Consider the following 24,252-nt stretch of genomic DNA (forward strand, 5'->3'; position numbering starts at 1 on the left):
TACCAAGGGCCCGAGTTTTCTCGTGGCCCTCTTTTTTTGCGAGAACGCGCGATCGCAGACCATTGGTCAGCACATAGCTCTCTGCGCTAGATATCAAATCCCGTATTTTGGTGGTGCAATCTTCTCACAAGCCTGGAGGGAGTCGCTATGGGGCAAATTCCACACGAAAGCACCGCGACGACTGCCTCCACGCGCTGCTGCCGACCATTCCGCATGTGACGCGCTCATCTGCGTCGTTGCCTCCAGCGATATGGCATTTATAGGGTTGTCGATGCCTGCCTCTATCGTGCCCGACCGGCAACCCGATGATAAACCCACAGCACAATGATCGCCCCGATAACGGACACCACCAGGCTGTAGATATTCAAGCCCGTCACGCCGGACGCGCCGAAAAAGTTGAAGATGACGCCACCGACGACCGCTCCGACAATGCCGAGAACGATGTCGATTATCATCCCTTGACCTGACTTGTTGACGATCTTGCTGCCGATGAAACCTGCGATCAGCCCCAATATGATCCACGCGATAACAGACATGCCACGCACTCCTCATTGATTGCAAATTGCCGTCACACCTCACTATTAGTTTTGCATATCAATAAATCAAGATGTATCGTCATGGCTGCAGCCAGGCTAACGCTCGATCCACGAATTGCCACAGGAGGCTTCCATGGGTTTGTTCGATGATGCAGTACCAGGTGGAAATATCGCAAAGCCAATTATGATCGCGCTTGGCGCCTTGCTGGTCGGCAAGATGTTCGGCGGGCTCGGAGGGGCGGCGGAACCACAAACGCCCACGCAATCGACGCAGACGAACACCGCCGATGACGGCGGACTGATGGGTGGATTGGGCGGCCTGCTCGAGAAGCTTGGCGCAAACGGCCACCAGAACACCGTCGACTCGTGGGTGCGTCCCGGCGAGAACAAGCCAATAGCGCCCGGCCAGCTACAGGATGCGCTGGGGTCTCAGACCATCAGTGACCTCGCCCGCAAGGCCGGTGTCAGCGAGTCTGAGCTCCTCGAGCAATTGTCGCGCGTGCTTCCCGGTGTCGTCGACAAACTGACACCGCAGGGCCAGATCCCAGATCGGAATCAGCTGGACTCGTTCTTCCGCTCTGCTGTCGGTTCTTGAGTGCATGCGGAACGGCTAATCGCAACGCCCGAAACAGAGCAGTGGGAGCAACCAGCCGTTGCTCCTACAAACTGCAGTGCCTGTATCCTGACTTCCGATAACGAAGATCGAAATGGAAGTGATTGCCGTGATAGGCGTCACCCGGGCCGAGCACCGTATTGAAATATTTGCAGGAATCGGCGCGCACGGCCTTCAGCATTCCCTTCTCGCGGAAGGCGAAGAAACCCTTCTTACGCACGTCGATCTCCTTGCCGGATTTCAGCACGAACTTGCCGATATCGATAGCGTTGCCCTTGGCGTGTTCCGACCAAGGATTGTTGGAGCGCGAATTCATCTTGCGGCATGAATAGGACGACATCTGGTAGATGGTCTTGACGCCGGAGAAGTAACGGTATTGGGCGGAAGGTACGAGTTCGTTCCGCACCCATTTGGCAAAGACGCGGGTCATGTTGCAATTGAGCTTGGCGGCCGGCTTCAGCTGGATGCCGCCGGCAAAGCCCGTGACCTCGATCGGATGCGGGATACCACAGCTCGGCCCCTGCGAAATCGGTTCGAGTTCGCGGAAACGTACGCCGAGCTTGGTCAGTTCGGCACGGCAGGCGCGATCGGCCGAGGTCAATCCACCAAAACTCTCAGGGACCTGTTCCGGGTTGGAAAAGCGCGGCACGAAGGCGACCTTGGTCTCGTCCTCGGTCGCGCGGCGGCGCGTCGGGAGCGTGACCTCGTCCGCTGTGTCGGCCGCGTCGAAGGTGATATCGTTGTTGCGATTGGCGGCCTTCTGCTGGCGCCCGACCGGTTGCTCCATGCCGATATTGTCGACAACGGGTTGATCCGTATTGCCCTCGGCGATATCGCGCGCCTGCTCTTCCGCAAGGCCGACCGGGCGATTGCCGGTTTCATTCTGCTCGATATGCGTCACAGGCTCGCCATCGATCGTCGCCAGCTCCTCTTGAGGAGCGACGCCAAGCGCGGAATCGATATTGACACCATCTTCGGGAATGTCGCTCTGGTTGGACGCTGTCTGCTGCTGGTCGAGGCGCGAAACAGGCTCGCCATCAATGGTGGGCAACTTTTGCTGTTGGGCCTGTTCGGCGTCAACACCGGCGAGATTGGGATTGTCGAGACTGGTGTCGACATTCTCTGACGACTGTGTCGTCTGGTCTTCGGGCGCGGGGTAGTTGGCGGTCTGGGTTTCGCGCATCGGGCGGATGGAGGAAACGGTCTCATCGGCGCCCACGTCAGCAGGCGGCGTCATCGGTCCGGAACAAGCGGCAAGCGCCAATGTCAGCAGAGACGGCAGGACGGCCCGCCGGATACCAAACGCAATACTCATTGGCCACACTTCCCGGAAAGCCGGTTATCCAGCAGCCACTCTAAAGTGCGATTGGTTAGCGAAGCGTAAAATTAGCAGTATCAGACCAATGGGCGTTTTGTATCAGAACATCTGCCGGCGGGATGCCCGCCAGAGCCGCCATTGACGGACAAGCTGGGAGGCCTGGATGGAACGTGTCATCAGCCCGGCACCTGCCTTGCCTGCGCGATCGAAGATACCTTCCGCCAGGGAAACGCCGAGGAAGGCGAGGTTCGTCTCGGTAGTGAGCTGGCCTTTGGCGGCAGCCCTCGCCTTGGCGAGATGGTCGCGGCCAAAGCCCATGAAGGCCGCCAGGGTCGCCTCTATCCTGGCGCGATCCTCGCCCTTTAGAAAGGCGCCGGCGTTCAGGCCCGTGGCGGAAAGGATGCTCTGCGGGATATAGACCTGACGGCGGCGCGTATGCAGCGGCAGCAACAGCAGGCAGCCGGCTGTGAGTTGGGCGATGCCGGCATGGCCCGCAGCATCGGCGAGCTTCTGCGAGTTGGTGGGATCGAGGATCATCGCGGCAAGCTGGATCAGCGTCGAGGCCGTCTCGCCAGCATAGCCCTCGAACATCGCGATATCGCCCATAGGATCATCGTAGAGATCGAAAATACGCGCCTCGGTCATGGCGATCAGCGCTGCGCGCGGCAGGCTATGTTCGGTGATGGCGTAGACGAGACCGGCGGCTAGGGGATTGGCCATGCTGTCGCCCTCGCCGCCGCCTTCCAGCACATCACGCCACCATTGCAGGCGGATTTCACCCGGCAGCGGTTCGTGGATGATGTCGCGAATGCGGGCGAGCTCGGCATTGAAGGCATAGAGTGCTGCGACCGCGCCGCGCTTAGCCTCGGGCATCAGCAGGCACGCGAGGTAGCGGTCGATGTCCGTGGTCTTCAGGGTCGTGAGGCAGGCCTCATAGGCCTCGCCGCGGCTCATCGCCATAGCCCCTACTCCACCGCGATCAATGCTGCCGCAACCGCGCGCTCTTCGCCGAGCAGGATGTTGAACGTCCTGACCGCAGCGCCGGTAGTCATGGAATCCGCCGAAATGCCGCCTTCACGGAAGGCCGTTCGCAATTCCTTCGACAGAAGCTGCATCGAACTGCCGGTGCCGACGAGCAGGACCTCGATATCGCCGGCTTCGGCAATCACCCGTTCGAAGTCGGCGAGCGTCAGCTGCCTGCCCTCCTCCGCATGCCAGCCGTAGATGCCGGATGGCAGGCAGAGGATGGAGCCGCGATGGCTCATATCGGCAAAACGAAAGCCGCCATTGCCATAGGTGTCGATCGGCGCCCTGCCCGGGAAATGCTGTTCCCGAATGACGATCCCCTTGGCCATTACACCGCCGGGCTTTCGATCTCGGGCGCACGCTTCTTCTCATCCTTGTCCTTGTCGAACGTATCCGAACGGAGTTTGAAGAGGATCAATACCGGTGCCGCGATGTAGATTGACGAGAAGGTACCGACAGCAACACCGAACAGCATCGAGATCGTGAAGCCGCGGATGACTTCTCCGCCGAACAACACCAGTGCCAGGATGGCGATCATCGTCGTCATCGAGGTGAGGATGGTACGCGAAAGCGTCGAGTTGATCGAGGTGTCGATCAGCAGCGGCAGCGGCATCTTCTTATAACGCCTGAGGTTCTCTCGCATTCGGTCGTAGACCACAACCGTATCGTTGAGTGAGTAGCCGACAACGGTCAGCACCGCCGCGATACTGGTAATATCGAACTCAATACGTGTGAAGACGAAAAAGCCGATGGTCAGAAGCACGTCGTGCAAAGTCGCGGTGATGGCGCCGACTGCAAACTGCCACTCGAAGCGGAACCATATGTACGCCATGATCGCCAGCAGCGCGAGACCAATGCCAATGATACCGGTCATCGCCAGTTCACCCGACACAGACGGGCCGACGACTTCAACGCGGCGGAAGTCATATTGTGCGCCGAAATCGTTGCGGATCTTGGTGACGGCCGACTGCTCCCCGTTCTCACCCTCGCCCTGTGCCTGAACGCGCACCAGCACGTCGCTCGGATCGCCAAAGCCCTGCACCTGGACAGCCCCAAGGTTCAGCCCTTCGAGACGCCCACGGATGTCGCTCAGATTAGCCGCACCCTCTTTGGCCCGCATCTCGATGATTGAACCGCCGGTAAAATCGATGCCGAGGTTGAGACCGATGGTTGCGAAGCCGACGACAGAGATGAGTGCGAACGCCGCGGAGGCCATGAACGTGTAGTTCTTGATCGCCATGAACCGGATCTGGGCGAAATCGAAGAAGCCCGTACGAACACCCTTCGGCAGTGTCTTTGGACGTGTCCGGCGGAGCCAGATGGAAATCAGCAGGCGCGACACGGTGTAGGCCGTGAAGACGGTGGTGACGATACCAATGCAGAGCGTGATTGCGAAGCCCTTGACCGGGCCCGAGCCCATATAAAACAGGATAGCGGCCGCGATGAAGTGCGTGAGATTGGCGTCAATGATTGTGCCAAACGCCTTCTGGAACCCAGCCTCCATCGCCTGGATGATAGGACGGCCCTGTTTCACTTCTTCACGGAAACGTTCGTAGAACAACACGTTCGAATCGACCGTCTGGCCGATGGTCAACACGATACCGGCGATGCCCGGCAAGGTCAGGGTTGCCCCCAGCAATGACAGAACAGCGAAGATCATGGCGACGTTGATGACCATGGCAACATTGGCGATCATGCCGAGCGTGCCGTAGAAGAAGGCCATGAACGCGACAACGGCGAGCAGACCGATGATGGAAGCGATGAAGCCGGCGCGGATGGAGTCGGCGCCGAGGCCCGGACCAACCGTGCGTTCTTCGACCACCGTCAACGTCGCCGGCAGCGCACCGGCGCGCAGCAGGACCGCGAGGTCATTGGCGGACTGAACCGTGAAGTTACCGGAAATCTGGCCGGCACCGCCGAGGATCGGTTCGTTGATGACCGGTGCGGTGATCACCTGCTTGTCGAGCACGATGGCGAAGGGCTCGCCGACATGCTCCTGGGTTACGCGACCGAATTTCTGGGCGCCGGCGGAATCGAAGCGGAAGGAAACGATCGGCGCGTTATTGGTCTGATTGAATCCGGGCTGCGCATCGACCAGGTTGTCGCCCGAGAGAATGGGGCGCTTTTCCAGCAAGTACGGCACCGGCGGATCGTCGTTGGAATAGACGATTTCGGAGTTGGCCGGCGGACGTCCATTGACGGCTTCCTGCGCAGGCATCGAATTGTCAACGAGGTGGAACGTCAGCTTTGCAGTCTGGTTGAGGATCGCCTTCAGGCGCTGCGGGTCTTGAAGACCCGGCACCTGAACGATGATGCGGTCGGAGCCCTGGCGCTGGATGAGCGGCTCGGTGGTGCCGAGTTCGTCAACGCGGCGGCGAACGACTTCAATCGACTGGGAAACGGCTGACTGGACGCGATAGTTGATGCCCTGGTCGGTCAGGAGGATCTCGAAGGCGCCATCCGACGTGCTCGACATCGTGGCTTCCTGCAACGTCCCGCCGGTGAGACCGCCGGTGCTGACGAGTGCCGTCAAATCCTTGAGCGCGGTCTTGGCGGCATCAATCTGCGTGATGTCGCGCAGCTTGAAGGTGATCTTCTGGCCTTGTCCATTGAGGCCGGTGTAGCCGATATTCGCCTTGCGCAGATTGCTGCGAACATCATCAAGCGCCGTGTTGAGGCGTTCGGTGATGATGTCGTTCCGCTCCAGCTTCAGCATGATATGTGAGCCGCCCTGAAGGTCGAGGCCCAGCGTCATGGTGCTGTGCGGAAACCAGGACGGAAGTTTGTCGAGAACAGACTTCGGAAAGAAATTCGGTGCGGCGACCAGGATGCTGACCGCGGTCACCAGCCATATCAGGGTTGCTTTCCAGCGTGAAAAATAGAGCATGGTGTTCTCGATGCGCGTTTTGGTCAGGCGTCAGACGGACAAATGCGGCCTCCAAGGGCCGCATATCATGAAATCAGGGCTTGTTGGCGGCCGTGGGTTCCTTGGCCGGCTCGCCCTTGACCCGGACTTCGGCAATCATGCCGCGCGCAACGCGCACTTTAACGCCGTCTGCGATTTCCGCTTCCAGCTCATTGTCATCGATCACCTTGGTGACCTTGGCAATCAGGCCGCCACCGAGAACGATCTGGTCGCCGCGACGAATGTTCTTCAAGATCTCTTCGCGCTTCTTGGCCTGCTGACGCTGCGGCCGGAAGATCAGGAAGTAAAAGACCACCAGCATCGGCACGAAGAGAATGACGATGTCAAATCCCGAACCGAGCGGCGACGAAGATGGCGTTGCCGACTGGGCAAAGGCTTCAGTGAAGAACATAAGTTACTCCCGGACAATTCTATGGCGCGGCAGACTCCAGGCCGCTTTCTGGCCGGGGGAATATAGGAATATGCCTATCCTTTGCAACAGCGCATTGGAATTTTTGCCACTGAAACCACCGTTTAGGGCGCGATCCGACCTTTTCGACCCGACGGCCTCATGTTACCCGCACCTCAATCGGAATATGCGAGGACATTGCCATGACTGAAGACCTGTTGAAATCCATCCTTGGCGAGCTGAAACGACTGGCCGATGCCGCCGATCGCACGGCCGGTCCCGCCCCCCTGCCTATCGATTGGAACGCGGCGGACTGCTTCGTCTGGAGTCCGGAACGGCAAACGCTGACGCCGGTCAAGCGGCCGAACCGGGTCGATCTTTCGCTGATCCGCGGCGTCGACCATGTCAAAACCATCCTGCATGACAATACCGACCGCTTTGCCGCAGGTTTTGCCGCCAATAATGTACTGCTCTGGGGCGCGCGTGGCATGGGCAAGAGCTCGCTCGTCAAGGCGATCCACGCCGATATCAACGAGATCAGAAAGTCGGCCATGAAGCTGGTCGAGGTGCATCGCGAGGACATCCAGACGTTGCCCACGCTGATGGACCTCCTCAAGGCGGCGCCACACCGGATCATCCTTTTCTGCGATGACCTTTCTTTCGACAATGACGATACGTCCTACAAGTCGCTGAAAGCAGCGCTCGACGGCGGTATCGAAGGCCGGCCGGATAACGTTATCTTCTACGCCACGTCCAACCGCCGGCACCTGCTGCCGCGCAACATGATCGAGAACGAGCAGTCGACCGCGATCAATCCGTCAGAAGCCGTTGAGGAAAAGGTGTCCCTGTCTGACCGCTTCGGCCTGTGGCTCGGCTTCCACAAATGCAGCCAGGAGGACTACCTGGCGATGGTCGATGGCTACAGCGACTATTTCAAGCTCAAGATCGATCGCGAGAAGCTGCATTTCGAGGCGCTGGAATGGGCAACCACCCGCGGCTCCCGTTCCGGTCGCGTCGCCTGGCAATATATCCAGGATCTAGCGGGACGGCTCAGGCAGGCGATCTAACGGTCGATCTCAATGCTCACTGTGTTCCGCGAGCATCTTCCGGCAAAGACTATCATCCACGGGAACGATGCCGAGTTTCTTCCTATTTGCAGTCAACTTCTTGAGCAGGTTGTTGATCTGGTCATCTGCATCCGTCTTGGAATAGCCGGCGCGTATCATTCGCTGGCGGCTATCTTCGACCGCCTTGGGCAGGTACGAGCGGTTGCCGGTGCCAACCTCGCATAGAAAAGCTTTGGCAATATATGTACTTGAGCCGAGATAGACTCTTTCCTTGGCCGACATTGCCCAGGCGCCGACACTCGGCGCAATGCAAAGCAAAGCCAACGCGACAGTCGTTAACATAGATCCTATTTGCCGCATCAGCAGTTCCCCAGCCAAATCCAAAGACTGCGAGAGCTGGAGGAAAGCCGCAAGGCTAAATGACAAAAAGCCCGACTTCCGCCGGGCTTTTCGTGTCTCCCCCAGACGCACTACTTACTGGAGGAAAGTCATTGGGTTGACGGCAACCGCGTTCTTGCGCACTTCGAAGTGCAGCTTCGGACGCTTGGCCGCGCCGGTCATGCCAGAGCTTGCGACCACCTGGCCACGGGTGACCTTGTCGCCGCGCTTGACGTCGAGCGAGGCAGCATTGCCGTAGACGGTGACCGTGCCGTCGTCGTGACGGATCAGCACCGTGTTGCCGAGATCCTTGAGGCCGGAGCCCGAGTAGATGACGACGCCGTTTTCCGCAGCCTTGACCGCCGTGCCTTCCGGCACGGAGATGTCGATGCCGGTGTTGCGGGTGCCTTCGACATTCTGGCCGTAGCCGGCAATCACCGCGCCGCGAACCGGCCAGCGATACTTGCCGATGCCGGTGGCGTCGGGTGCGTCCTCGCCGCTGTCGGCCGTCTTCTGCACTTCATCGACGCTCTTGTCGGCGACCGGCGGCGTGTAGGTCTTCGGCTTGGCGTCGGCAACCTGCTTAATCGCGCTTTCCTTGGGGATCGACGCTGTCTTGATGTTGTCCTGGCCGGGAATGACCAGCTTCTGGCCAATGCGGATCGAAGCTGTGTTCATGCCGTTGGCCTGCTTCAGGCTCTCGATGCTGACCTTGTGGGTCCTGGCGACCTTTGCAAGCGAGTCGCCGGGCTGGACGACGTAGCTCGAGCCTTCGGCATCGCTGCTGGCGAGCTTGGAAGCATCGCCCTTTGCCTTGTCGCGGGCAGAAGCCGTTGGCAGGATCGCCTTGTCGTCCGGCAACTTATCCGGTGTCGGGATTTTCTTCTTGCTGTTGGTGGCAAGTTCCATCGGGACCGACTTGCCCTTCAGATCACCCTTGACCGGGATGACGATCGTGCGGCCGTATTTCAGGTCGGCAGCCGAACTGAGTTTGTTGGCCTTGAGGATTTCAGCTTGCGGCACCCCGTAGCGAACGGAGATGCCCGAAAGCGTCTCGCCGCTCTTGATCTGTATGCGTGGCGAGCTGTCGGAAATCCGCCAGGCACCCTTGATCGTGCCGGTGTTGATCGGGTCGGCACCAACTTCGAACTTGACCTTTGCCTTGGTCGGGAAAGGTTGGGCGAGCGCCACCTTTTCCTGAACCTTGACCGAAGGCGTCGAGAGCTCTGTGCGCTGGACCCGGATCGGGGTCGCATCCGACACTGTCGAGGTGCTGAGCGGATCGTTCGCGGGATAAGGCTGATTGAGTGCCTGATCACCGGAAACATCCGTGTCCGCGTTGGCGATATTCGCACGCGGCACCGGCAACTTGCCGTTCACCTCGTTCGCCCGATGAGGAACGGAGTTGGTGGTCAGATTATCGGTTTTTGAGGAGAAGATCCCGTCGAAACGGGTGACATCTGAGCTACATCCAGACGCCGCGCCTGCGAGCAGGAATGCGGAGACGAGACGGAGAGGCGAGACTCTGGATTTGATGATTTCGAAGTTACGCATGACTGTTACCCAACGCATTTACTTGATGAGATTAAAGCGCGTTAGAGTTACTGCCGGGTTAACGCACATGCGAAACCGCAAAAATAAGCTGAAAAATGATAACCTTAACGACACCTTACCAAAAGTGGCGTCTCGTGCTCACAGCATCAGAGCGACTTGCGGCACCATGGACTGGTACGGCGTCTCAAACAGATCCTCGCGTTCGAAGCGGCTGCCGGACTTGGTGAGCTTCATCATCTTCGCAACGCCGCCCTCTCCGACGACCGGCGCCAGCATGACGCCGCCGGACACGAGTTGCTCGGCATAAATGCGCGGAAAGCTGCTGAAGGCTGCCGTGACCAGGATGCGATCGAACGTCCCCTCGCCCTGCAATCCGTTGCTGCCATCGGCCTGGCGGACGATGACATTACGGAGCGCGAGCTTGTCCATGCGCTCCTGTGCCAGATTGACCAGCGTCTTGTAGCGGTCGACAGTCAGCACGCGCTCGGCGAGCCGTCCGATGACAGCGGCGGTAAAGCCACTGCCTGTGCCAATCTCGAGCACACGATGACTGGGCTTGAGCTTCATGGCGTCGAGGATACGAGCGGCGAGATCGACGCCCTCGATCAGCGCGCCGCATTCGATCGGCAGGGTTCGGGACGACCAGGCCTGCGCGGCATACTCGGCAGGAACGAACAGATGCCTCGGCGTCTGTTCTATTGCGTTCAAGAGATCGGCATTGTTGATGCCGCGGGCGCGGAGCCTCAGGCAAAGTGCTGCAAAACCTTCCTTGCCGATCCTGTTTTGCGGCATTCCAGCCCCCTGAGTCGCTAAGCCACAGCCTGTTGTATGCGATCAAGCAGGCTATGATCGGTAAGGTCAAGCTTCAGTGGCGTCACCGAGATCTTATTTTCCCTCACCGCGTGGATATCCGTGCCTTCGCGGAAGTCGCCGGTGCGGCCATCGAATTTCAGCCAGAAGTAGGGTAGCCCGCGACCGTCCCTGCGTTGCTCGACATTAATGCCGAAATCGAGCTTACCCTGCGCGGTGACGGCAATGCCCTGCACTTCGTCCGGCTTGCAGTTCGGGAAATTGAGATTCATGAACGACCAGTCCGGCATCTCAACATCGAGCAATTGCTTGAGCAGCTTGGGCGCATGCATTTCCGTGACTTCCCAGGGAATGGCGCGTTCGCCTTCGGTATAGATCGCAGCCTGCGAAATCGCGAAGGACTTGATGCCCTGCAGCGTGCCCTCGATGGCGCCGGCGATCGTGCCGGAATAGGTGACGTCGTCGGCCATGTTGGCGCCGTTGTTGACACCGGAAAGGACCAGATCGGGCTTGTGATCCTTCATCACTTCCTTGACGCCCATGATGACACAATCGGTCGGCGTGCCGCGCAGCGCGAAGTGCTTGTCCGAGACCTTGCGAAGGCGAAGCGGCTCCGACAGCGTCAGGGAATGGGCGAGGCCGCTCTGGTCGGTCTCGGGCGCCACGATCCAGACATCGTCGGAGATCGTCCGGGCGATGCGCTCGAGAACCGCAAGCCCCTCGGCATGGATGCCATCGTCATTGGTCAGCAGGATTCGCACGTGTCAGCTCGCCTTTTCGATCTTGGTCATGCCGCCCATATAGGGCAGCAACACATCCGGAATTGTGACCGAACCATCTTCGTTGAGATAGTTTTCAATAACGGCGATCAGTGCGCGGCCGACAGCGGTGCCCGAACCGTTGAGCGTGTGGACGAATTTCAGGCTCCTATCCGATTTGTCACGATAGCGCGCGTTCATCCGGCGCCCCTGGAAATCGCCACAAACTGAGCACGACGAGATTTCGCGATAGGTGTCCTGCCCCGGCAGCCAGACCTCGATGTCGTAGGTCTTGCGGGCGCCGAAGCCCATGTCGCCGGTGCACAGTGTCATGGTGCGGAAATGCAGGCCAAGCTTTTTCAGGATGGTTTCTGCGCATTCGGTCATGCGCTCGTGCTCGGCGATCGCGCTTTCGGCATCGGTGATCGAGACGAGCTCGACCTTCATGAACTGGTGCTGACGAAGCATGCCGCGTGTATCGCGACCGGCCGAACCCGCTTCCGACCGGAAGCAAGGTGTGAGCGCGGTGAAGCGGAGCGGCAGCTTCTCCTGGTCGAGGATTTCGTCGCGTACGAGATTTGTCAGCGGCACTTCCGCCGTCGGAATCAGCCAGCGGCCGTCCGTTGTCCGGAACAGGTCGTCGGCGAACTTCGGCAGCTGTGCAGTCCCGAAGACGGCCTCGTCGCGTACCATCAAAGGCGGCTGGACTTCGAGATAGCCGTGCTCCATCGTGTGCGTGTCGAGCATGAACTGGCCGAGCGCGCGCTCAAGCCGGGCGAGCTGGCCCTTGAGGATGGTAAAGCGTGCGCCGGCGATTTTGGCCGCGCCCTCGAAATCCATCCAGCCGAGCTCTTCGCCAATCTCGAAATGCTCGCGGGCCGGATGGTTCCAGCCGGGCTTCAGGCCGACCGCATGCTTCAGGACGTTGTCGTGCTCGTCCTTGCCCTGCGGCACGTCGTCGAGCGGAACGTTGGGCAGCCGCGACAGGGCGTCAGTCAGATCGGCGCTGAGTTTGCGCTCTTCTTCCTCGGCGGCAGGCAGCAAGGTCTTGATATCGCCGACTTCGGCCTTGAGCTTTTCAGCCAGTTCGGAATTCTTCTGCGCCATGGCGGCGCCGATTTCCTTGGAAGCCGTGTTGCGGCGCGACTGCATGTCCTGCGCCTTCTGGACGATGGCGCGCCGCTTCTCGTCAAGGTCGATGAGAGCGGCAGATTGCGGTTCGGCCCCACGCTTGAGCAAAGCGGCATCCAAAGCCGCGGGGTTGTCGCGAATCCATTTGATATCGAGCATCGGAACACCGTTGATCTAAAACAGGGAGAGCGGGAATCTCTGGACGATTCCCGTCATTTGAAGGGTTTTGACGCGAAGCGCGTGCAAAGACAAGCCGCAATCGATCGCGCCCGCGACCGCCTCACTCGGCAGAGGCGGCCTGGTCTTCGATCGCGGTGCGAGATCGGGTCTTTTCAATCATCCGCGCGGTGATGATCGAGATTTCGTAAAGCAGGATCGTCGGCAGGGCGAGACCAAGCTGCGAGATCGGATCGGGCGGGGTCAGGACGGCCGCGACCACGAACGCGATGACGATGGCATACTTGCGCTTCGAGGCAAGCCCCTGCGACGTCAGAAGCTCGACGCGAACCAGCAGTGAGGTGACGACCGGCAGCTGGAACACCAGTCCGAAGGACAGGATCAGCATCATGATCAGGCCGAGATATTCCGACACTTTCGGCATCAGCGAGATGGCAATATGGCCCTGGCCACCGACCTGCTGCATCGACAGGAAGAACCACATGACCATCGGCGTGAAGAAGAAATAGACCAGCGCGCCGCCTATGAGGAAGAGCACGGGCGACGCCACCAGGAACGGCATGAATGCCGCGCGCTCGTTCTTGTAGAGACCAGGCGCAACGAACTTGTAGATCTGCGTGGCGATCACCGGAAAGGCGATGACCGAGGCGCCGAACATCGCCACCTTGATCTGCGTGAAAAAGAATTCCTGCGGGGCAGTATAGATCAACTGCGCCTTTTCCGGATCCATGCCGGACCAGATCACTGCCCACTGATAGGGAATGACGAGCGCATTGAAAAGCTGCTTGGCGAAGGCGAAGCAGAGAAGAAATGCAGCGAAGAAGGCAACGACGGCCCAGATCAGCCGACGGCGCAACTCGATGAGATGCTCGATCAGCGGCTGCGGCTTGTCTTCAATATCGGCGCTCATGCATCACCCGCTTTCACGGCCTTCTTCCGCGGGGCGGCTTTATTGGGCTCGATGGCCGTGGGCGTAACAGCCTTGGGCTTCGCGACCGCTTTCGGCGCTTCAGCGACAACGATAGGCTCGGCGACCTTCTTGCGCGGCGTGGCCGGCTTCTTGACAGGTGCGGCTTCGGCAACGACCGGTTCCGGCACCACTGCGGCGGCGGCCTTCTTACGAGTAGCCTTAGGCTTTGCGGGCTCGGAAACAGGCGACGCGAGCGGCTGTGCCACGGCAGGTGTTTCGACCTTAGCAACAATGGGTTCCGCGGGCTGCAGGGTGGTGGTCGTTTCCGGGACCTTGTCTTCCGCCGCAGCAACCATCGGGGCATCCGGCTTCAGGCTGATATCGGACGCCTTCTGCAGGTCGGTCTTGATGTCCTGACCGAGCTGGCGGAGCGGATTGATGGCCTCGCGCAGCGAATTGGTCGGATTGAGTTTGGTGACTTCACTGATGCCCTTGCGGACATCGTCAAGCTCGGCCTCGCGGAGGGCCTCGTCAAACTGGCCCTTGAACTCGTTGGCCATGCCGCGCAGTCTCGTGGCAAAACGCCCAAAGGTTCGCAGCATGCCAGGAAGCTCTTTCGGCCCCACGACAATGATCAGAATGAGCGCGATAACAAGGATCTCGCTCCAGCCGACTTCAAGCATTTCGCACTATTCCTGCGCCCGGAAGCGGCCCTGAGGCTGCTTGAGCTGCGATCTCGGGGTTACTTGACTTCATCAACCTTGTGATCGACGGTCGTGGACTTATCGGCGGTTTCTTCCTCAGCCATGCCCTTCTTGAAGTTCTTGATGCCCTTGGCAACATCACCCATCAATTCGGGAATCTTGCCACGGCCAAAGAAGATCAGGACGACGGCGAGGACGATCAGCCAGTGCCATACGCTTAGAGAACCCATACTTTTATACTCCCAGATTTCACGCCTGACCTGATTTAGTCATTTATTGCGGCTTTTTCAAATGCGATATGTCATGTTCGTTAGCTGAAACGCCGCCGCCCCGCAATCCCGATGGTCCGGCAATACGGCGTTTTCCCGCCTCTGCGCATGGAATGGCGACGCCAGGTCGCATGGCGAAATAGTGCAATCGCCTATTCCTCGTCGCCTCCGCCCGGCGTCAGAAGGCCGAGTTCCTCGAGATCGAGCTGGGTGATCGGGTCTTCTTCCTGCCCCATATCGTCGTCGCTTTTGGGGATCGGCACGGACAGACCGGCCGGGATGCGCCCGGAGAGCATGCCTGCGGCCTTGAGTTCCTCGACGCCCGGCAGATCACGAATGTCCTCGAGGCCGAAGTGATCGAGAAAATCCCGCGTGGTGCCGAAGGTCACGGGCCGGCCCGGCGTCCGGCGGCGGCCGCGAAATTTCACCCAGTGCGCTTCGAGCAGCACGTCGAGCGTGCCCTTCGACGTCTGCACGCCGCGAATATCCTCGATCTCAGCGCGAGTCACCGGCTGATGATAGGCAATGATCGACAGCACTTCGAGTGCGGCGCGCGACAGCTTCTTGACCTCATGCTCATCCTGCCGCAAAGCGAAAGACAAGTCGGACGCCGTGCGGAACGCCCAATGGCCATCGACAACGACGAGATTGATGCCACGGCCCTCATAGGACAGCTTGAGCGCCTTCAGGATAGCCGGAAGATCCGAGCCCGCCGGCACGCGCTCGGCGATGTAGGCTTCCGACACGGGCGTGGCGGAGGCGAAGATCAGCGCCTCCGCTGCCCGCGCGACATCGCTTGCCAGCAGGGCGCCGAGGTCGGCCGAAGCGTTGGGCTCGTCAGTCAATGCCCGCCTCCATCGCCACAATATCGGCTTCGGTCAAAGGCTTGGCACCGGTGCGCATATAGATGTCTGCGAATGCGCCATCCTGACGGATTTCGATCCGCCCTTCCCGCACCAGTTCCAGCGTCGCGGCAAACGAGCTGGCTATGGCCGTCGGCCGCTCCTCCGGATCGCTCATGTAGCGCACCAGGAAGCGGTCGAGCGCCGTCCATTCAGGGAGATCACCCACCAGTCGGGCCAGCATCAGCCGCGCTTCAGCGAGCGACCAGACCCTGCGGCGGGCAATCGTTACATTGGTGACGGCTTGGCGCTGGCGCAGAGATGCATAGGCCGATAGCAAGTCATAGAGATTGGCATCATAGTCAGAATTTTTCTCGACCGGAATGAGCTCCGGCGCGCCTCGAGCGAAGAAATCGCGGCCCAGCCGGTCACGATTGACGAGCCGGCTCGCCGCATCGCGCATCGCCTCCAGCCGCCGTAGCCGGAACGCTAGCGTCGCAGCCAGTTCCTCGCCCGATGGACCCTCATCTCTCGGAGCCTGCGGGATCAGCAGGCGGGACTTGAGATAGGCGAGCCAGGCCGCCATGACGAGATAGTCGGCGGCCAGTTCCAGCCGCACGCGGCGCGCCTGCTCGATGAAGGTAAGATACTGCTCAGCCAGTGCCAGCACCGAGATGCGGGCGAGATCGACCTTCTGGTTACGGGCAAGATGCAGAAGCAGGTCGAGCGGTCCTTCAAAACCACTGACGTCGATGACCAGCGAAGGCTCGTCGGGTTCGACGGCACGGATTTCCGCCTCGCCCCAGAGTTTTTCAAGGGGCGCAGATGCAGCAGGAGTGTTGTTCGACGGTCCCGCCATTCAGCTCCTCATACGCTGGGCAAGAGAGAATTGAATTCCGCACGCACAGCCGCCTCCTCAAGCTTGTCGACCGAGCCGAAGGCCGCTTCGACCCGGCGTGCCCGTTCAAGCGCCCTGCCCGCTAGCATCTTGGCCTCGGCGACGACCTGGATCATCTCGTCCATCTTGCCATTGCAATGCAAGACGATATCGCAGCCATTGTTGGCGATTGCGCGCGCCCGCTCGCCAAGTGTGCCCGCCAGCGCGTTCATGGAGGAATCGTCCGACATCAACAGCCCATCAAATCCGATTTCGCCGCGGATGATCTCTCTGATCACCTTGGAGGACGTCGTGGCCGGGCTGGTCGGATCAATCGCAGTGTAGACGACATGCGCCGTCATCGCCATCAGCTCGCCGGCAAGCGCCTTGAAGGGCGGGAAATCATGCGCCATCAGCTCGCTGAGCGGCGTTTCCACGACCGGCAACTCATGGTGGGAGTCTGCAAAACCACGACCGTGGCCGGGAATATGCTTCATGACCGGCAGAACGCCGCCAGCCTTGAGGCCATCAGCGGCGGCGCGGCCCATTTCCGTGACAATGCCGGGCTGCTTGCCATAGGCGCGGCTGCCTATCACATCGCTCGCGCCCTCCACCGGCACGTCGAGCACCGGCAGGCAATCGACATTGATGCCGAATTTCAGAAGATCGAAGGCATGCAGACGTGACATCAGCCAGGCGGCCCGCCTGCCCTTCGCCGCATCCTCGCGATAAATCGCCCCCAAGTCTGCGCCTGATGGATAGCGCGGGCAGATAGGCTCGCGAATGCGCTGGACGCGGCCGCCTTCCTGATCGATGAGCACGGGCGCATTGCGGCCGCCCACCGTCTCGCGCAACGACGCGACGAGGTCGGCGATCTGCTGCGGTTCGCCGATGTTGCGGGCAAACAAAATGAAGCCCCAGGGCTGTTCGCCACGATAGAAGGCTTTTTCTTCGGCGGTAAGTTCAAGGCCGCCGACACCCAGGATGACTGCTTTTGATTCGCTCATGGCTCTGATGATAGGAGAATGGGTTGAAAAGGCGATGACTACAGCGCAGCCACCAACAGGAAAGGCAGGGCCGAATAGGCCCTGCCGCTCATATCAGACGAAAAATCGCTTTACTTGGAAACAAGGCAGCTGCCGCCGGCCTTCTTGTACTGGCCGCAAAGAGCAGCGGCTTCCTGCTTGGTGCCGGCCGGGATGCGGACACGGTAGTAGGTGCCCTTGTTCTTGATCTCGGCGCGGCGAATATCGACGCCCCTGCCGCCGATGACACTGGAAAACTTAGACGAGAGCTTGTCGTAGGAGCTCTGTGCTTCGGCCTCCGACGGCAGCGAGGCAATCTGGATCACATAGGAGCCGGCAGGAACCGCGCTGACCTTTTCTGGTTTGACAACCGGATCGGCAGCGGCGACTTCCTGCGTCTTGTTCGCGTCCTGCTGGACCTTGCCCTTGTCGCTGACAGTGCCGACGACATTGACGGGCTGCTCGACAGGACGATTTTCCGGGATCGGCGTGTTGGCATTGACGATCTTGGTCGTCTTGACCGACCGCACCGGCGCATCCACCTCGGCATTGGCGGCATTGGCCAGCGCTGCCTCAGTGTCCGCAGCGGATTGCTTTGCCGCGGCAGCGGTGTCTTCCGTATCGTCAACGCTAGCGGCCGGCTTGATCTCCGACTTTACGACAGCGTCCTCGACCTTAACGGGCTCGGCAGCTACCACCGGCTGTTCAGCCACCACCGGCTTTTCTTCAGCGACGACAGGTTTCTCAACAACGGGATCAGCCGCCTTTTCCTGCGCTACAGGTTCCAGCGGCTGGGCCGCGTTGATCTGCGAGGCGATGGAATCGGTGGCGCTTTCAGCGAGGCGTTCCGGCACGACCGGCTCGACCTTGGCGACCTCGACGGAACGTTCCTTCAGCTGAGGCTGATCATCAACGGGCTGGTCGTCGGCAAGCTCTTCGCGCGGCACGAGCGTACCGTCGGCGCGGACCACCATGGTGCGGACCTTGCGCGGCGCGACGCCGCTCGTCACCTTTTCGCTGGTCGATACGTTTTTGTCCGCACCGTCCGGCAGCAGACGCGGATCCGATGTGTCAGACGTATCGGTGGTATTTGCGCCTTCCTCGTCATCCATCGGTATGTTTTCGGGCATCAGGGTCTTCTGGACGACGTCGACCGGCTCCTCGTTGGAGGTCACCAGACGTTCCTGCTTGCCCAGATCGGCCTTCTCGCCGGAAACGCGGTCATAGACCGCCTTGTCCTGGTTCGGGACCTGCTGACCGCCTTTGTCTTCCGGAACCATCTTCACCGGATCCTTGTCGGCCAGGATGATCTTCGGCTCGCTCGCCGTCTGCAGCGCGGAGGAACTGCCGCCCATGAAGGCATAGACGCCGGCAGCGCCGAGCAGAACGATGGCAGCAACCGAGGCCGCCAGCATCATGAAGCGTCGGCTCGCCGAATTATCATTGCCGTTGATGGGATAGCCTGCCGGCGACAACGCAACCCTGTCAGGATTGGGGACAGCGCGGTTTTCGGTCATCGACTTGCGGAAGTCTTCTTCCAGCGCACGCTCGAAATCGTCGAGATCCGTCAGCGTTGACGCCGGTGCAACGGACGCAGGATTTGCCGGGGCAGCAGCAACTGCCTGGGCAGCCGACGAGCGGCCCGGCGCCGGGGCCCCGCGGTTGAACAGATGCGCCATTTCGGCGTCGATATCGATGTCATAGTCGGGCTGGACGGTCGGCGGCACCGCGGAGTGATCCTGCGGAATTTCAGGCACGTCCATGTCGGCAATTGCTTCGACCGGATCTTCTTCGCCAGCAATCTGGGTTGGATCAAACGGCAGTGCAGAATAGTCCTCGACCAACCGCACGTCGGACACGAACGGCTCGGCTGCCCTTTCGCTTGCCGAGATGGGCTTTTCGGCAACAACCGTCTCGGCCATCGCAGCCATGGAGGCAGCACTGGCCGATACGGCGTCGGCATGAGCGATCGTGTCGGTCAGGGTTTCGACTTCGAGGAGATCAAGTTCGATCTCGCTGAGGTCCAGCTCAAACGCACCTTCGTCGAACGCTTCGTGGGCGTGAACATCCTCAGCGTTGGGTGCGGTTTCTTCTGCTTCGGCAATGGCCGGGACGGTGAGTTCGAGCGGCTCGACCAGCGGCAATTCGGGCTCGGCGGCAGTCGGGGCAACGATTTCCGGCTCCTGGGTGACTGCGGCCTTGGGCTCGACCAACGTTGGTGTGCTGCGCGGCCATTGCACGACAGGGCCGCCAACCGGATAACGCTCGACTTCGCCCAGCAATTCGTCGAGACCGTAGTCCCGGTCCCTCACATGTTCATGGATAGGTTCGACGGCCGGCGTCGCAACGGCTTCGGGCTCAACCGCTACGTAGGCGACAGCGGCATCTTGCTCCGCTTCGAATTCCTCGTTCTGATGGAAGTGCTCGTCCGCCACAGCCGTGGCATCGTCGTGCGCCGACGGTGCCGTTGCGGTGTCATTCCAGCCCTGCTCGGCGGAAAAATCAGCCTCGACATGCACGGGCTCGCCCATGAACTCGTCAAAGTCGCTCCCGAACGGAGCTGTTGCGGCGCTCGTCTCGGCTTCCTGGTTGGCTTCCTGCCATTGATCGGCAAAATGCGCGTCTTCTGGCTGATCGGCGAAACGAATGGTGTCGGCAACGGACTCGTCGTTGTGGAGCGTTGGAATCGCGACAGACTCAGGCTCAACCTGTGCCGGAACCGCGCTCTGCGGCACGATTTCCGCAATCAGCTGGTCTATCAGATCAGCGCTCTGGGGCGCCGGCGCCTCTGCCACCTGACTGGGGCGGCGAGCGTCGAAAGCGGCGAATTCGCGGAGAATTTCGTCTTCAAGCTCGAAAACAGGATGCGACGCCGGACGAACCGGATCGGCGATGACAGGAGCGGCTGTCACGGCTTCCAACACGGGTCGCTCGATGGCGGGCGCCGCATAGGCAGGTGCGGCGTCCTCGGCGGGAGCAATTTCCTCGACGGCCTCGGCAACGTAAAGCAGTTCCGGTTCTAGAGGCGCAACGAAGGGCTGCTCGGCCGGCAGTTCCGACGCAGCGACTTCAGGTTCCTGTGATGCTTCGATTTGTTCGGGCGCTTCGTAGGGCTCAGGCGCATCTTGACGCGCAGGCGCATCGTATTGCTCGAATTCCTTGAGCAACTCGTCCTCGAGATCGAATTCCGGTTCGCGCCGCACGGTGGCGGGGCGAACCTGGTTTTCGGTGGAAGGCTCGAAACCGACGATGCGGGCAAGCTCCGCGAGCGGATCATCGTCCGCAAAGAAACCTTCATCGGCGTTCTTCTTCAGCAAAAGCTGGTTATCTGCCATCTATACCACTCAACTACGCTCTAGGGGCCCAAGTGCCAGAGCATTGTGGGGAAATGGTGACAACTATCGCATTTCTTCCGGAGCAGAAGTTCCGGTTATTGACAAACCGGATTTCAATACCGCAGCGACAGCACGCACCAGCCCAAGCCTGGCTTGCGTCAATTCTCTGTTGTTAGCCTTAACAAATCGTAACTCCGGATTATCCCGGCCTTTGTTGTAGTGGCTATGGAACTCGCTTGCCAGATCATACAGGTAATATGCGATCCTGTGAGGCTCCATTGCACCTGCAGCTGATTCGATCACCCGGGGGTATTCTGCCAGTTTTGCGACAAGCTGCAACTCACTCACATCATCAATGTGTTTTCCGGCCAAATCGGCGAGATTTTCAGTCGATGTATCGAGGTCCGGGAATGCCTCCATGGCCTGCCGGAAGACAGACGCGCAACGGGCATGCGCATACTGCACGTAGAAGACCGGGTTATCCTTGGACTGCTCGGTGACCTTGGCAAAATCAAAGTCAAGCGGCTCGGAATTCTTTCGATAAATCATCATGAAGCGGACGGAATCTGAACCAACTTCGTCCACCACGTCACGTAACGTGACGAAGTTGCCCGAGCGCTTCGACATCTTGAACGGCTCGCCATTCTTGTAGAGCTTTACAAGCTGGCAAAGCAGCACCGTCAGCTTTGCCTTGCCTTCCGACACGGCACGCGCGACAGCCTCCAGCCGTTTGACATATCCACCGTGATCGGCGCCCAGAACATAGATCATCTCGGAGAAGCCGCGATCGAACTTGTCCTTAAAGTAAGCAACGTCGGCGGCAAAATAGGTATAGCTGCCGTCGGACTTGATCAGCGGGCGGTCGATATCATCACCGACTTCTGTAGAACGGAACAGCGTCTGCTCGCGGTCTTCCCAGTCCTCGGGAAGCTGGCCCTTCGGCGGCGGAAGCTTGCCCTTGTAGACGTGACCCTTGTACGTGAGGTCGTTGATCGCCTCCAGGATCGGGCCGGAATTGCCTGCGTGCAGGGTGCGCTCGGAGAAAAACACGTCGTGATGGACGTTTAGCGCAGCAAGATCCTCGCGGATCATCGCCATCATCGCGTCGATGGTCCGGTCCTTGACGATGGGCATCCATTCAGCCTCGGTCATGCCACGCAGCTTGGAGCCGAATTCGGCCTTCAGCGCCTCGCCAACCGGGATCAAGTAGTCACCGGGATAGAGACCTTCCGGGATCTCGCCGATCTGCTCGCCCAACGCCTGCCGATAGCGCAGAAAAGCCGATTTTGCCAGCACGTCGATCTGCGAGCCGGCATCGTTGATATAGTATTCCTTGGTGACGTCGTAGCCAGCAACCTTGAGCAGGTTGGCGAGCGCATCACCCACGACGGCACCACGGCAATGGCCGACATGCATCGGTCCGGTCGGGTTGGCAGAGACATATTCGACATTGACCTTGCGGCTGCCACCAAGCGACGACTGGCCATAAGCGCCTTCCAGACGGATCATGCCGCCCAGGAATTTCTGCCAGTAGCTCGACGAGAGGCGGATATTGATGAATCCGGGTCCGGCAACCGTCACCTCAGCGATGTCGGCATCGGCCTGCAGGTGCGGCACGATTTCATCGGCCAGCGCCCGCGGCGCCATGCCCATCTGCTTGGACAGCACCATGGCGGCATTGGTCGCCAGATCGCCATGCGAGGCGTCACGCGGCGGCTCGACGACGATGCGGGTCAGATCGGCGGATTCGCGCTTGTCTTCGGGGATGACCTTCTCGGTCAGCGTCGCTTTGATCCGGGATTCGAATTCCGCAAAAAGGTTCATGGCGCTATCCTTCCGGCTGGCGGAGCCCCGAGCATCCGTCGCCCCGGTCCTGTCAGTCGCATTCATGTGAGTTTGGCGGTGCCTAGCGCAAATCGGGTGTATGGTCAAACAGCCGCCTGTGGGCAGCGATTGCGTAGGTGTCGGTCATCCCGGCGAGATAGTCGCCGACATGGCGCGCCTTGACATGCTCCGGCATGCTGCCGATCGTGTCGAACCAGTAGTGGCTCTGCATCTCCTTCGGCTCGGCCATGAAGGCATGATAGAGATCGGTGACGATCTGGGCGGCACCGGCACGGATGCGCATGATATCGGCGTTTCGATAGATATGGGTGAACAGCAGTTGCTTGATCTGCTTGTCGGTGACCGCGAATTCCTCGGAGAACCCCGCGAATGTCAGGCCGGCCTGTCTGATATCGTCGGCGCTTTGTGGCTGGACCCTGCGCAGCCGCTCCTGCGTGACGCCGATGACGTCCTCGACCATACGGGTGATCTGCCGACGCATGATTTCGTGGGTGAAGCGGCTGGGCTCCAGGCCTGGATAGAGGTCACGCACCTCGCGCATCAGGGCGGATAGGAACGGAACGTCTTCCAGTATCTCGAAAGTCAGGTAGCCGGAGCGCAGGCCATCATCGATGTCGTGGGTGTTATAGGCGATATCGTCGGCAATGGCTGCAACCTGCGCTTCGAGGCTTGCATGGTTCTGCAGTTCGAGATCATGGAGGGCGCAGTAATCGAGGATCGGCTGCGGAACCGGGTGACGCACGCCCTCTCCGTCCGGGCCGATCAGCGGCCCATTGTGCTTGACGAGGCCTTCCAGGCTCTCCCAGGTAAGGTTCAGTCCGTCGAACTCAGCATAGCGGCGCTCGAGCTTGGTGACGATGCGCAGCGACTGGGCATTGTGGTCAAAGCCCCCATAGGGTTCGAGCAGCGCATGCAATGCGTCCTCACCGGTGTGGCCGAAGGGCGTGTGGCCGAAATCATGCACAAGAGCCACGCCTTCCGCCAGATCCTCATCGAGCTTCATTGCACGCGCCAGAGCGCGGGCGACCTGCGCCACCTCGATCGTGTGGGTCAGTCGCGTGCGGTAGTGATCACCGTCTGCGGCAATGAAAACCTGGGTCTTGTGCTTGAGGCGGCGAAAGGCCGTGGTGTGGACGATGCGGTCGCGGTCGCGCTGGAAATCGGAGCGTGTCGGGCTCGATCCCTCCGGATAAAGGCGGCCGCGCGTCTGCCACGCATTAGCGGCATAGACCGCCAATTCGCCAACACCAAAACCCAATGCACTCTTGTCAATCGTCATTCCAGATCATTCCACCCATTGACGCCACGTTGCGGTCTTCATACCTATAGAGGAAGGTTAGTGAAAGCATGACGTTGTCAGTCGCTTAAATCTAGCCATGATATAACCGCCCCACGGACCTTGAACCCGGCTGGAGAGGACTATGACGACACAGACCATATCGCTGACCGAAGCGGCAGCGCGCCGAATCGCGGCAATTGTTTCCAGGGACCAGACCAAGACTGCACTGCGCGTCTCCGTCGAAGGCGGCGGCTGCTCGGGCTTTTCCTACAAGTTCGACTTGGTCAATGACCGCGCCGACGACGATCTGGTGATCGAAAGGAACAATGCCCGCGTGCTGATCGATTCGATGTCGGTCGTCTATATGGAAGGCTCGGAGATCGATTTCGTCGATGACCTGATGGGCCAGTCGTTTCAGATAAAGAATCCGAATGCCGTCGCAAGCTGCGGATGCGGCACGAGTTTTGCCGTTTAATCATTGACC

23 protein-coding genes are annotated in these 24,252 nt (G+C 60.0%); 3 read left to right on the plus strand and 20 right to left on the minus strand.

Annotated features, from left to right (window positions below; all coding sequences use genetic code 11):
* Positions 1–281: 281 nt before the first annotated feature.
* On the minus strand, positions 282–536 hold the full coding sequence (locus ACXHRN_RS13440) for a GlsB/YeaQ/YmgE family stress response membrane protein (RefSeq protein WP_488636823.1): 255 nt from the start codon (positions 534–536) through the stop codon (positions 282–284).
* A 133-nt stretch (positions 537–669) separates the two neighbouring features.
* Here ACXHRN_RS13440 and ACXHRN_RS13445 point away from each other — a divergent pair, with 133 nt between their 5' ends.
* A complete protein-coding gene (locus tag ACXHRN_RS13445) occupies positions 670–1,131 on the plus strand; it encodes a YidB family protein (RefSeq protein ID WP_488636824.1) in 462 nt (153 codons plus the stop codon).
* A gap of 64 nt (positions 1,132–1,195) precedes the next feature.
* Here ACXHRN_RS13445 and ACXHRN_RS13450 read toward each other — a convergent pair whose 3' ends face one another.
* The 5 genes from ACXHRN_RS13450 to yajC all read right to left on the minus strand — a co-directional run bounded on the left by ACXHRN_RS13450 (position 1,196) and on the right by yajC (position 6,810).
* Positions 1,196–2,464: an extensin-like domain-containing protein gene (locus ACXHRN_RS13450; RefSeq protein WP_488636825.1), complete on the minus strand. Its 1,269-nt coding sequence runs from the start codon at positions 2,462–2,464 to the stop codon at positions 1,196–1,198.
* Between the two features lie 102 nt (positions 2,465–2,566).
* Complete coding sequence (locus tag ACXHRN_RS13455) at positions 2,567–3,427, minus strand: phytoene/squalene synthase family protein (RefSeq protein ID WP_488636826.1); 861 nt, start codon at positions 3,425–3,427, stop codon at positions 2,567–2,569.
* Between the two features lie 5 nt (positions 3,428–3,432).
* On the minus strand, positions 3,433–3,822 hold the full coding sequence (locus ACXHRN_RS13460; protein WP_488636827.1) for an Mth938-like domain-containing protein: 390 nt from the start codon (positions 3,820–3,822) through the stop codon (positions 3,433–3,435).
* Positions 3,822–6,380 carry a protein translocase subunit SecDF gene (gene secDF / locus ACXHRN_RS13465; protein WP_488636828.1) on the minus strand — a complete coding sequence of 853 codons (2,559 nt, stop codon included), beginning with the start codon at positions 6,378–6,380 and terminating at the stop codon, positions 3,822–3,824. Before secDF ends, ACXHRN_RS13460 begins: the two co-directional genes overlap by 1 nt.
* 73 nt (positions 6,381–6,453) lie before the next feature.
* Positions 6,454–6,810, minus strand: coding sequence for a preprotein translocase subunit YajC (gene yajC / locus ACXHRN_RS13470; RefSeq protein ID WP_488636829.1), 357 nt, complete (start codon positions 6,808–6,810; stop codon positions 6,454–6,456).
* A gap of 200 nt (positions 6,811–7,010) precedes the next feature.
* On the opposite strand from yajC, the gene ACXHRN_RS13475 reads away from it, so the two are divergent.
* On the plus strand, positions 7,011–7,874 hold the full coding sequence (locus ACXHRN_RS13475) for an ATP-binding protein (protein WP_488636830.1): 864 nt from the start codon (positions 7,011–7,013) through the stop codon (positions 7,872–7,874).
* A gap of 9 nt (positions 7,875–7,883) precedes the next feature.
* Here ACXHRN_RS13475 and ACXHRN_RS13480 read toward each other — a convergent pair whose 3' ends face one another.
* From ACXHRN_RS13480 to ACXHRN_RS13545, 14 genes are all read right to left on the minus strand, one after another.
* Positions 7,884–8,300 carry a hypothetical protein gene (locus ACXHRN_RS13480; RefSeq protein ID WP_488636831.1) on the minus strand — a complete coding sequence of 139 codons (417 nt, stop codon included), beginning with the start codon at positions 8,298–8,300 and terminating at the stop codon, positions 7,884–7,886.
* Between the two features lie 48 nt (positions 8,301–8,348).
* Positions 8,349–9,806 (minus strand): peptidoglycan DD-metalloendopeptidase family protein, encoded by a 1,458-nt coding sequence (locus tag ACXHRN_RS13485; protein ID WP_488636832.1) that lies wholly within the window; start codon positions 9,804–9,806, stop codon positions 8,349–8,351.
* Between the two features lie 138 nt (positions 9,807–9,944).
* Complete coding sequence (locus ACXHRN_RS13490) at positions 9,945–10,598, minus strand: protein-L-isoaspartate(D-aspartate) O-methyltransferase (protein WP_488636833.1); 654 nt, start codon at positions 10,596–10,598, stop codon at positions 9,945–9,947.
* 17 nt (positions 10,599–10,615) lie between these two features.
* Positions 10,616–11,377, minus strand: a complete 762-nt coding sequence (gene surE, locus ACXHRN_RS13495) for a 5'/3'-nucleotidase SurE (protein ID WP_488636834.1) — start codon at positions 11,375–11,377, stop codon at positions 10,616–10,618.
* A 3-nt stretch (positions 11,378–11,380) separates the two neighbouring features.
* Positions 11,381–12,664 carry a serine--tRNA ligase gene (serS, locus tag ACXHRN_RS13500; protein WP_488636835.1) on the minus strand — a complete coding sequence of 428 codons (1,284 nt, stop codon included), beginning with the start codon at positions 12,662–12,664 and terminating at the stop codon, positions 11,381–11,383.
* Positions 12,665–12,785: 121 nt separating this feature from the next.
* Positions 12,786–13,592: a twin-arginine translocase subunit TatC gene (gene tatC, locus ACXHRN_RS13505; protein WP_488636836.1), complete on the minus strand. Its 807-nt coding sequence runs from the start codon at positions 13,590–13,592 to the stop codon at positions 12,786–12,788.
* Positions 13,589–14,275 (minus strand): Sec-independent protein translocase protein TatB, encoded by a 687-nt coding sequence (tatB, locus tag ACXHRN_RS13510; protein WP_488636837.1) that lies wholly within the window; start codon positions 14,273–14,275, stop codon positions 13,589–13,591. The genes tatC and tatB overlap by 4 nt, the downstream gene beginning before the upstream one ends.
* A 59-nt stretch (positions 14,276–14,334) precedes the next feature.
* The gene (locus ACXHRN_RS13515) at positions 14,335–14,526 is read right to left on the minus strand and encodes a twin-arginine translocase TatA/TatE family subunit (RefSeq protein ID WP_488636838.1); all 192 of its coding nucleotides are present in this window, start codon (positions 14,524–14,526) and stop codon (positions 14,335–14,337) included.
* Positions 14,527–14,717: 191 nt separating this feature from the next.
* Positions 14,718–15,410 (minus strand): SMC-Scp complex subunit ScpB, encoded by a 693-nt coding sequence (gene scpB / locus ACXHRN_RS13520; protein WP_488636839.1) that lies wholly within the window; start codon positions 15,408–15,410, stop codon positions 14,718–14,720.
* Positions 15,403–16,266: a segregation and condensation protein A gene (locus ACXHRN_RS13525; RefSeq protein ID WP_488636840.1), complete on the minus strand. Its 864-nt coding sequence runs from the start codon at positions 16,264–16,266 to the stop codon at positions 15,403–15,405. Before ACXHRN_RS13525 ends, scpB begins: the two co-directional genes overlap by 8 nt.
* Before the next feature lie 8 nt (positions 16,267–16,274).
* Positions 16,275–17,291 (minus strand): beta-N-acetylhexosaminidase, encoded by a 1,017-nt coding sequence (nagZ, locus tag ACXHRN_RS13530; RefSeq protein ID WP_488636841.1) that lies wholly within the window; start codon positions 17,289–17,291, stop codon positions 16,275–16,277.
* A gap of 110 nt (positions 17,292–17,401) precedes the next feature.
* Positions 17,402–20,644 carry an SPOR domain-containing protein gene (locus ACXHRN_RS13535; protein WP_488636842.1) on the minus strand — a complete coding sequence of 1,081 codons (3,243 nt, stop codon included), beginning with the start codon at positions 20,642–20,644 and terminating at the stop codon, positions 17,402–17,404.
* Between the two features lie 63 nt (positions 20,645–20,707).
* Positions 20,708–22,468: an arginine--tRNA ligase gene (gene argS / locus ACXHRN_RS13540; RefSeq protein ID WP_488636843.1), complete on the minus strand. Its 1,761-nt coding sequence runs from the start codon at positions 22,466–22,468 to the stop codon at positions 20,708–20,710.
* An 82-nt stretch (positions 22,469–22,550) separates the two neighbouring features.
* Complete coding sequence (locus tag ACXHRN_RS13545) at positions 22,551–23,768, minus strand: deoxyguanosinetriphosphate triphosphohydrolase (RefSeq protein ID WP_488636844.1); 1,218 nt, start codon at positions 23,766–23,768, stop codon at positions 22,551–22,553.
* A 142-nt stretch (positions 23,769–23,910) separates the two neighbouring features.
* Between ACXHRN_RS13545 and erpA the strand changes: the two genes are divergently transcribed.
* The gene (gene erpA, locus ACXHRN_RS13550; protein WP_488636845.1) at positions 23,911–24,243 is read left to right on the plus strand and encodes an iron-sulfur cluster insertion protein ErpA; all 333 of its coding nucleotides are present in this window, start codon (positions 23,911–23,913) and stop codon (positions 24,241–24,243) included.
* The last annotated feature ends 9 nt before the right edge of the window (positions 24,244–24,252 follow it).

The sequence above is a fragment of the Shinella sp. OV683 genome (assembly GCF_057787725.1).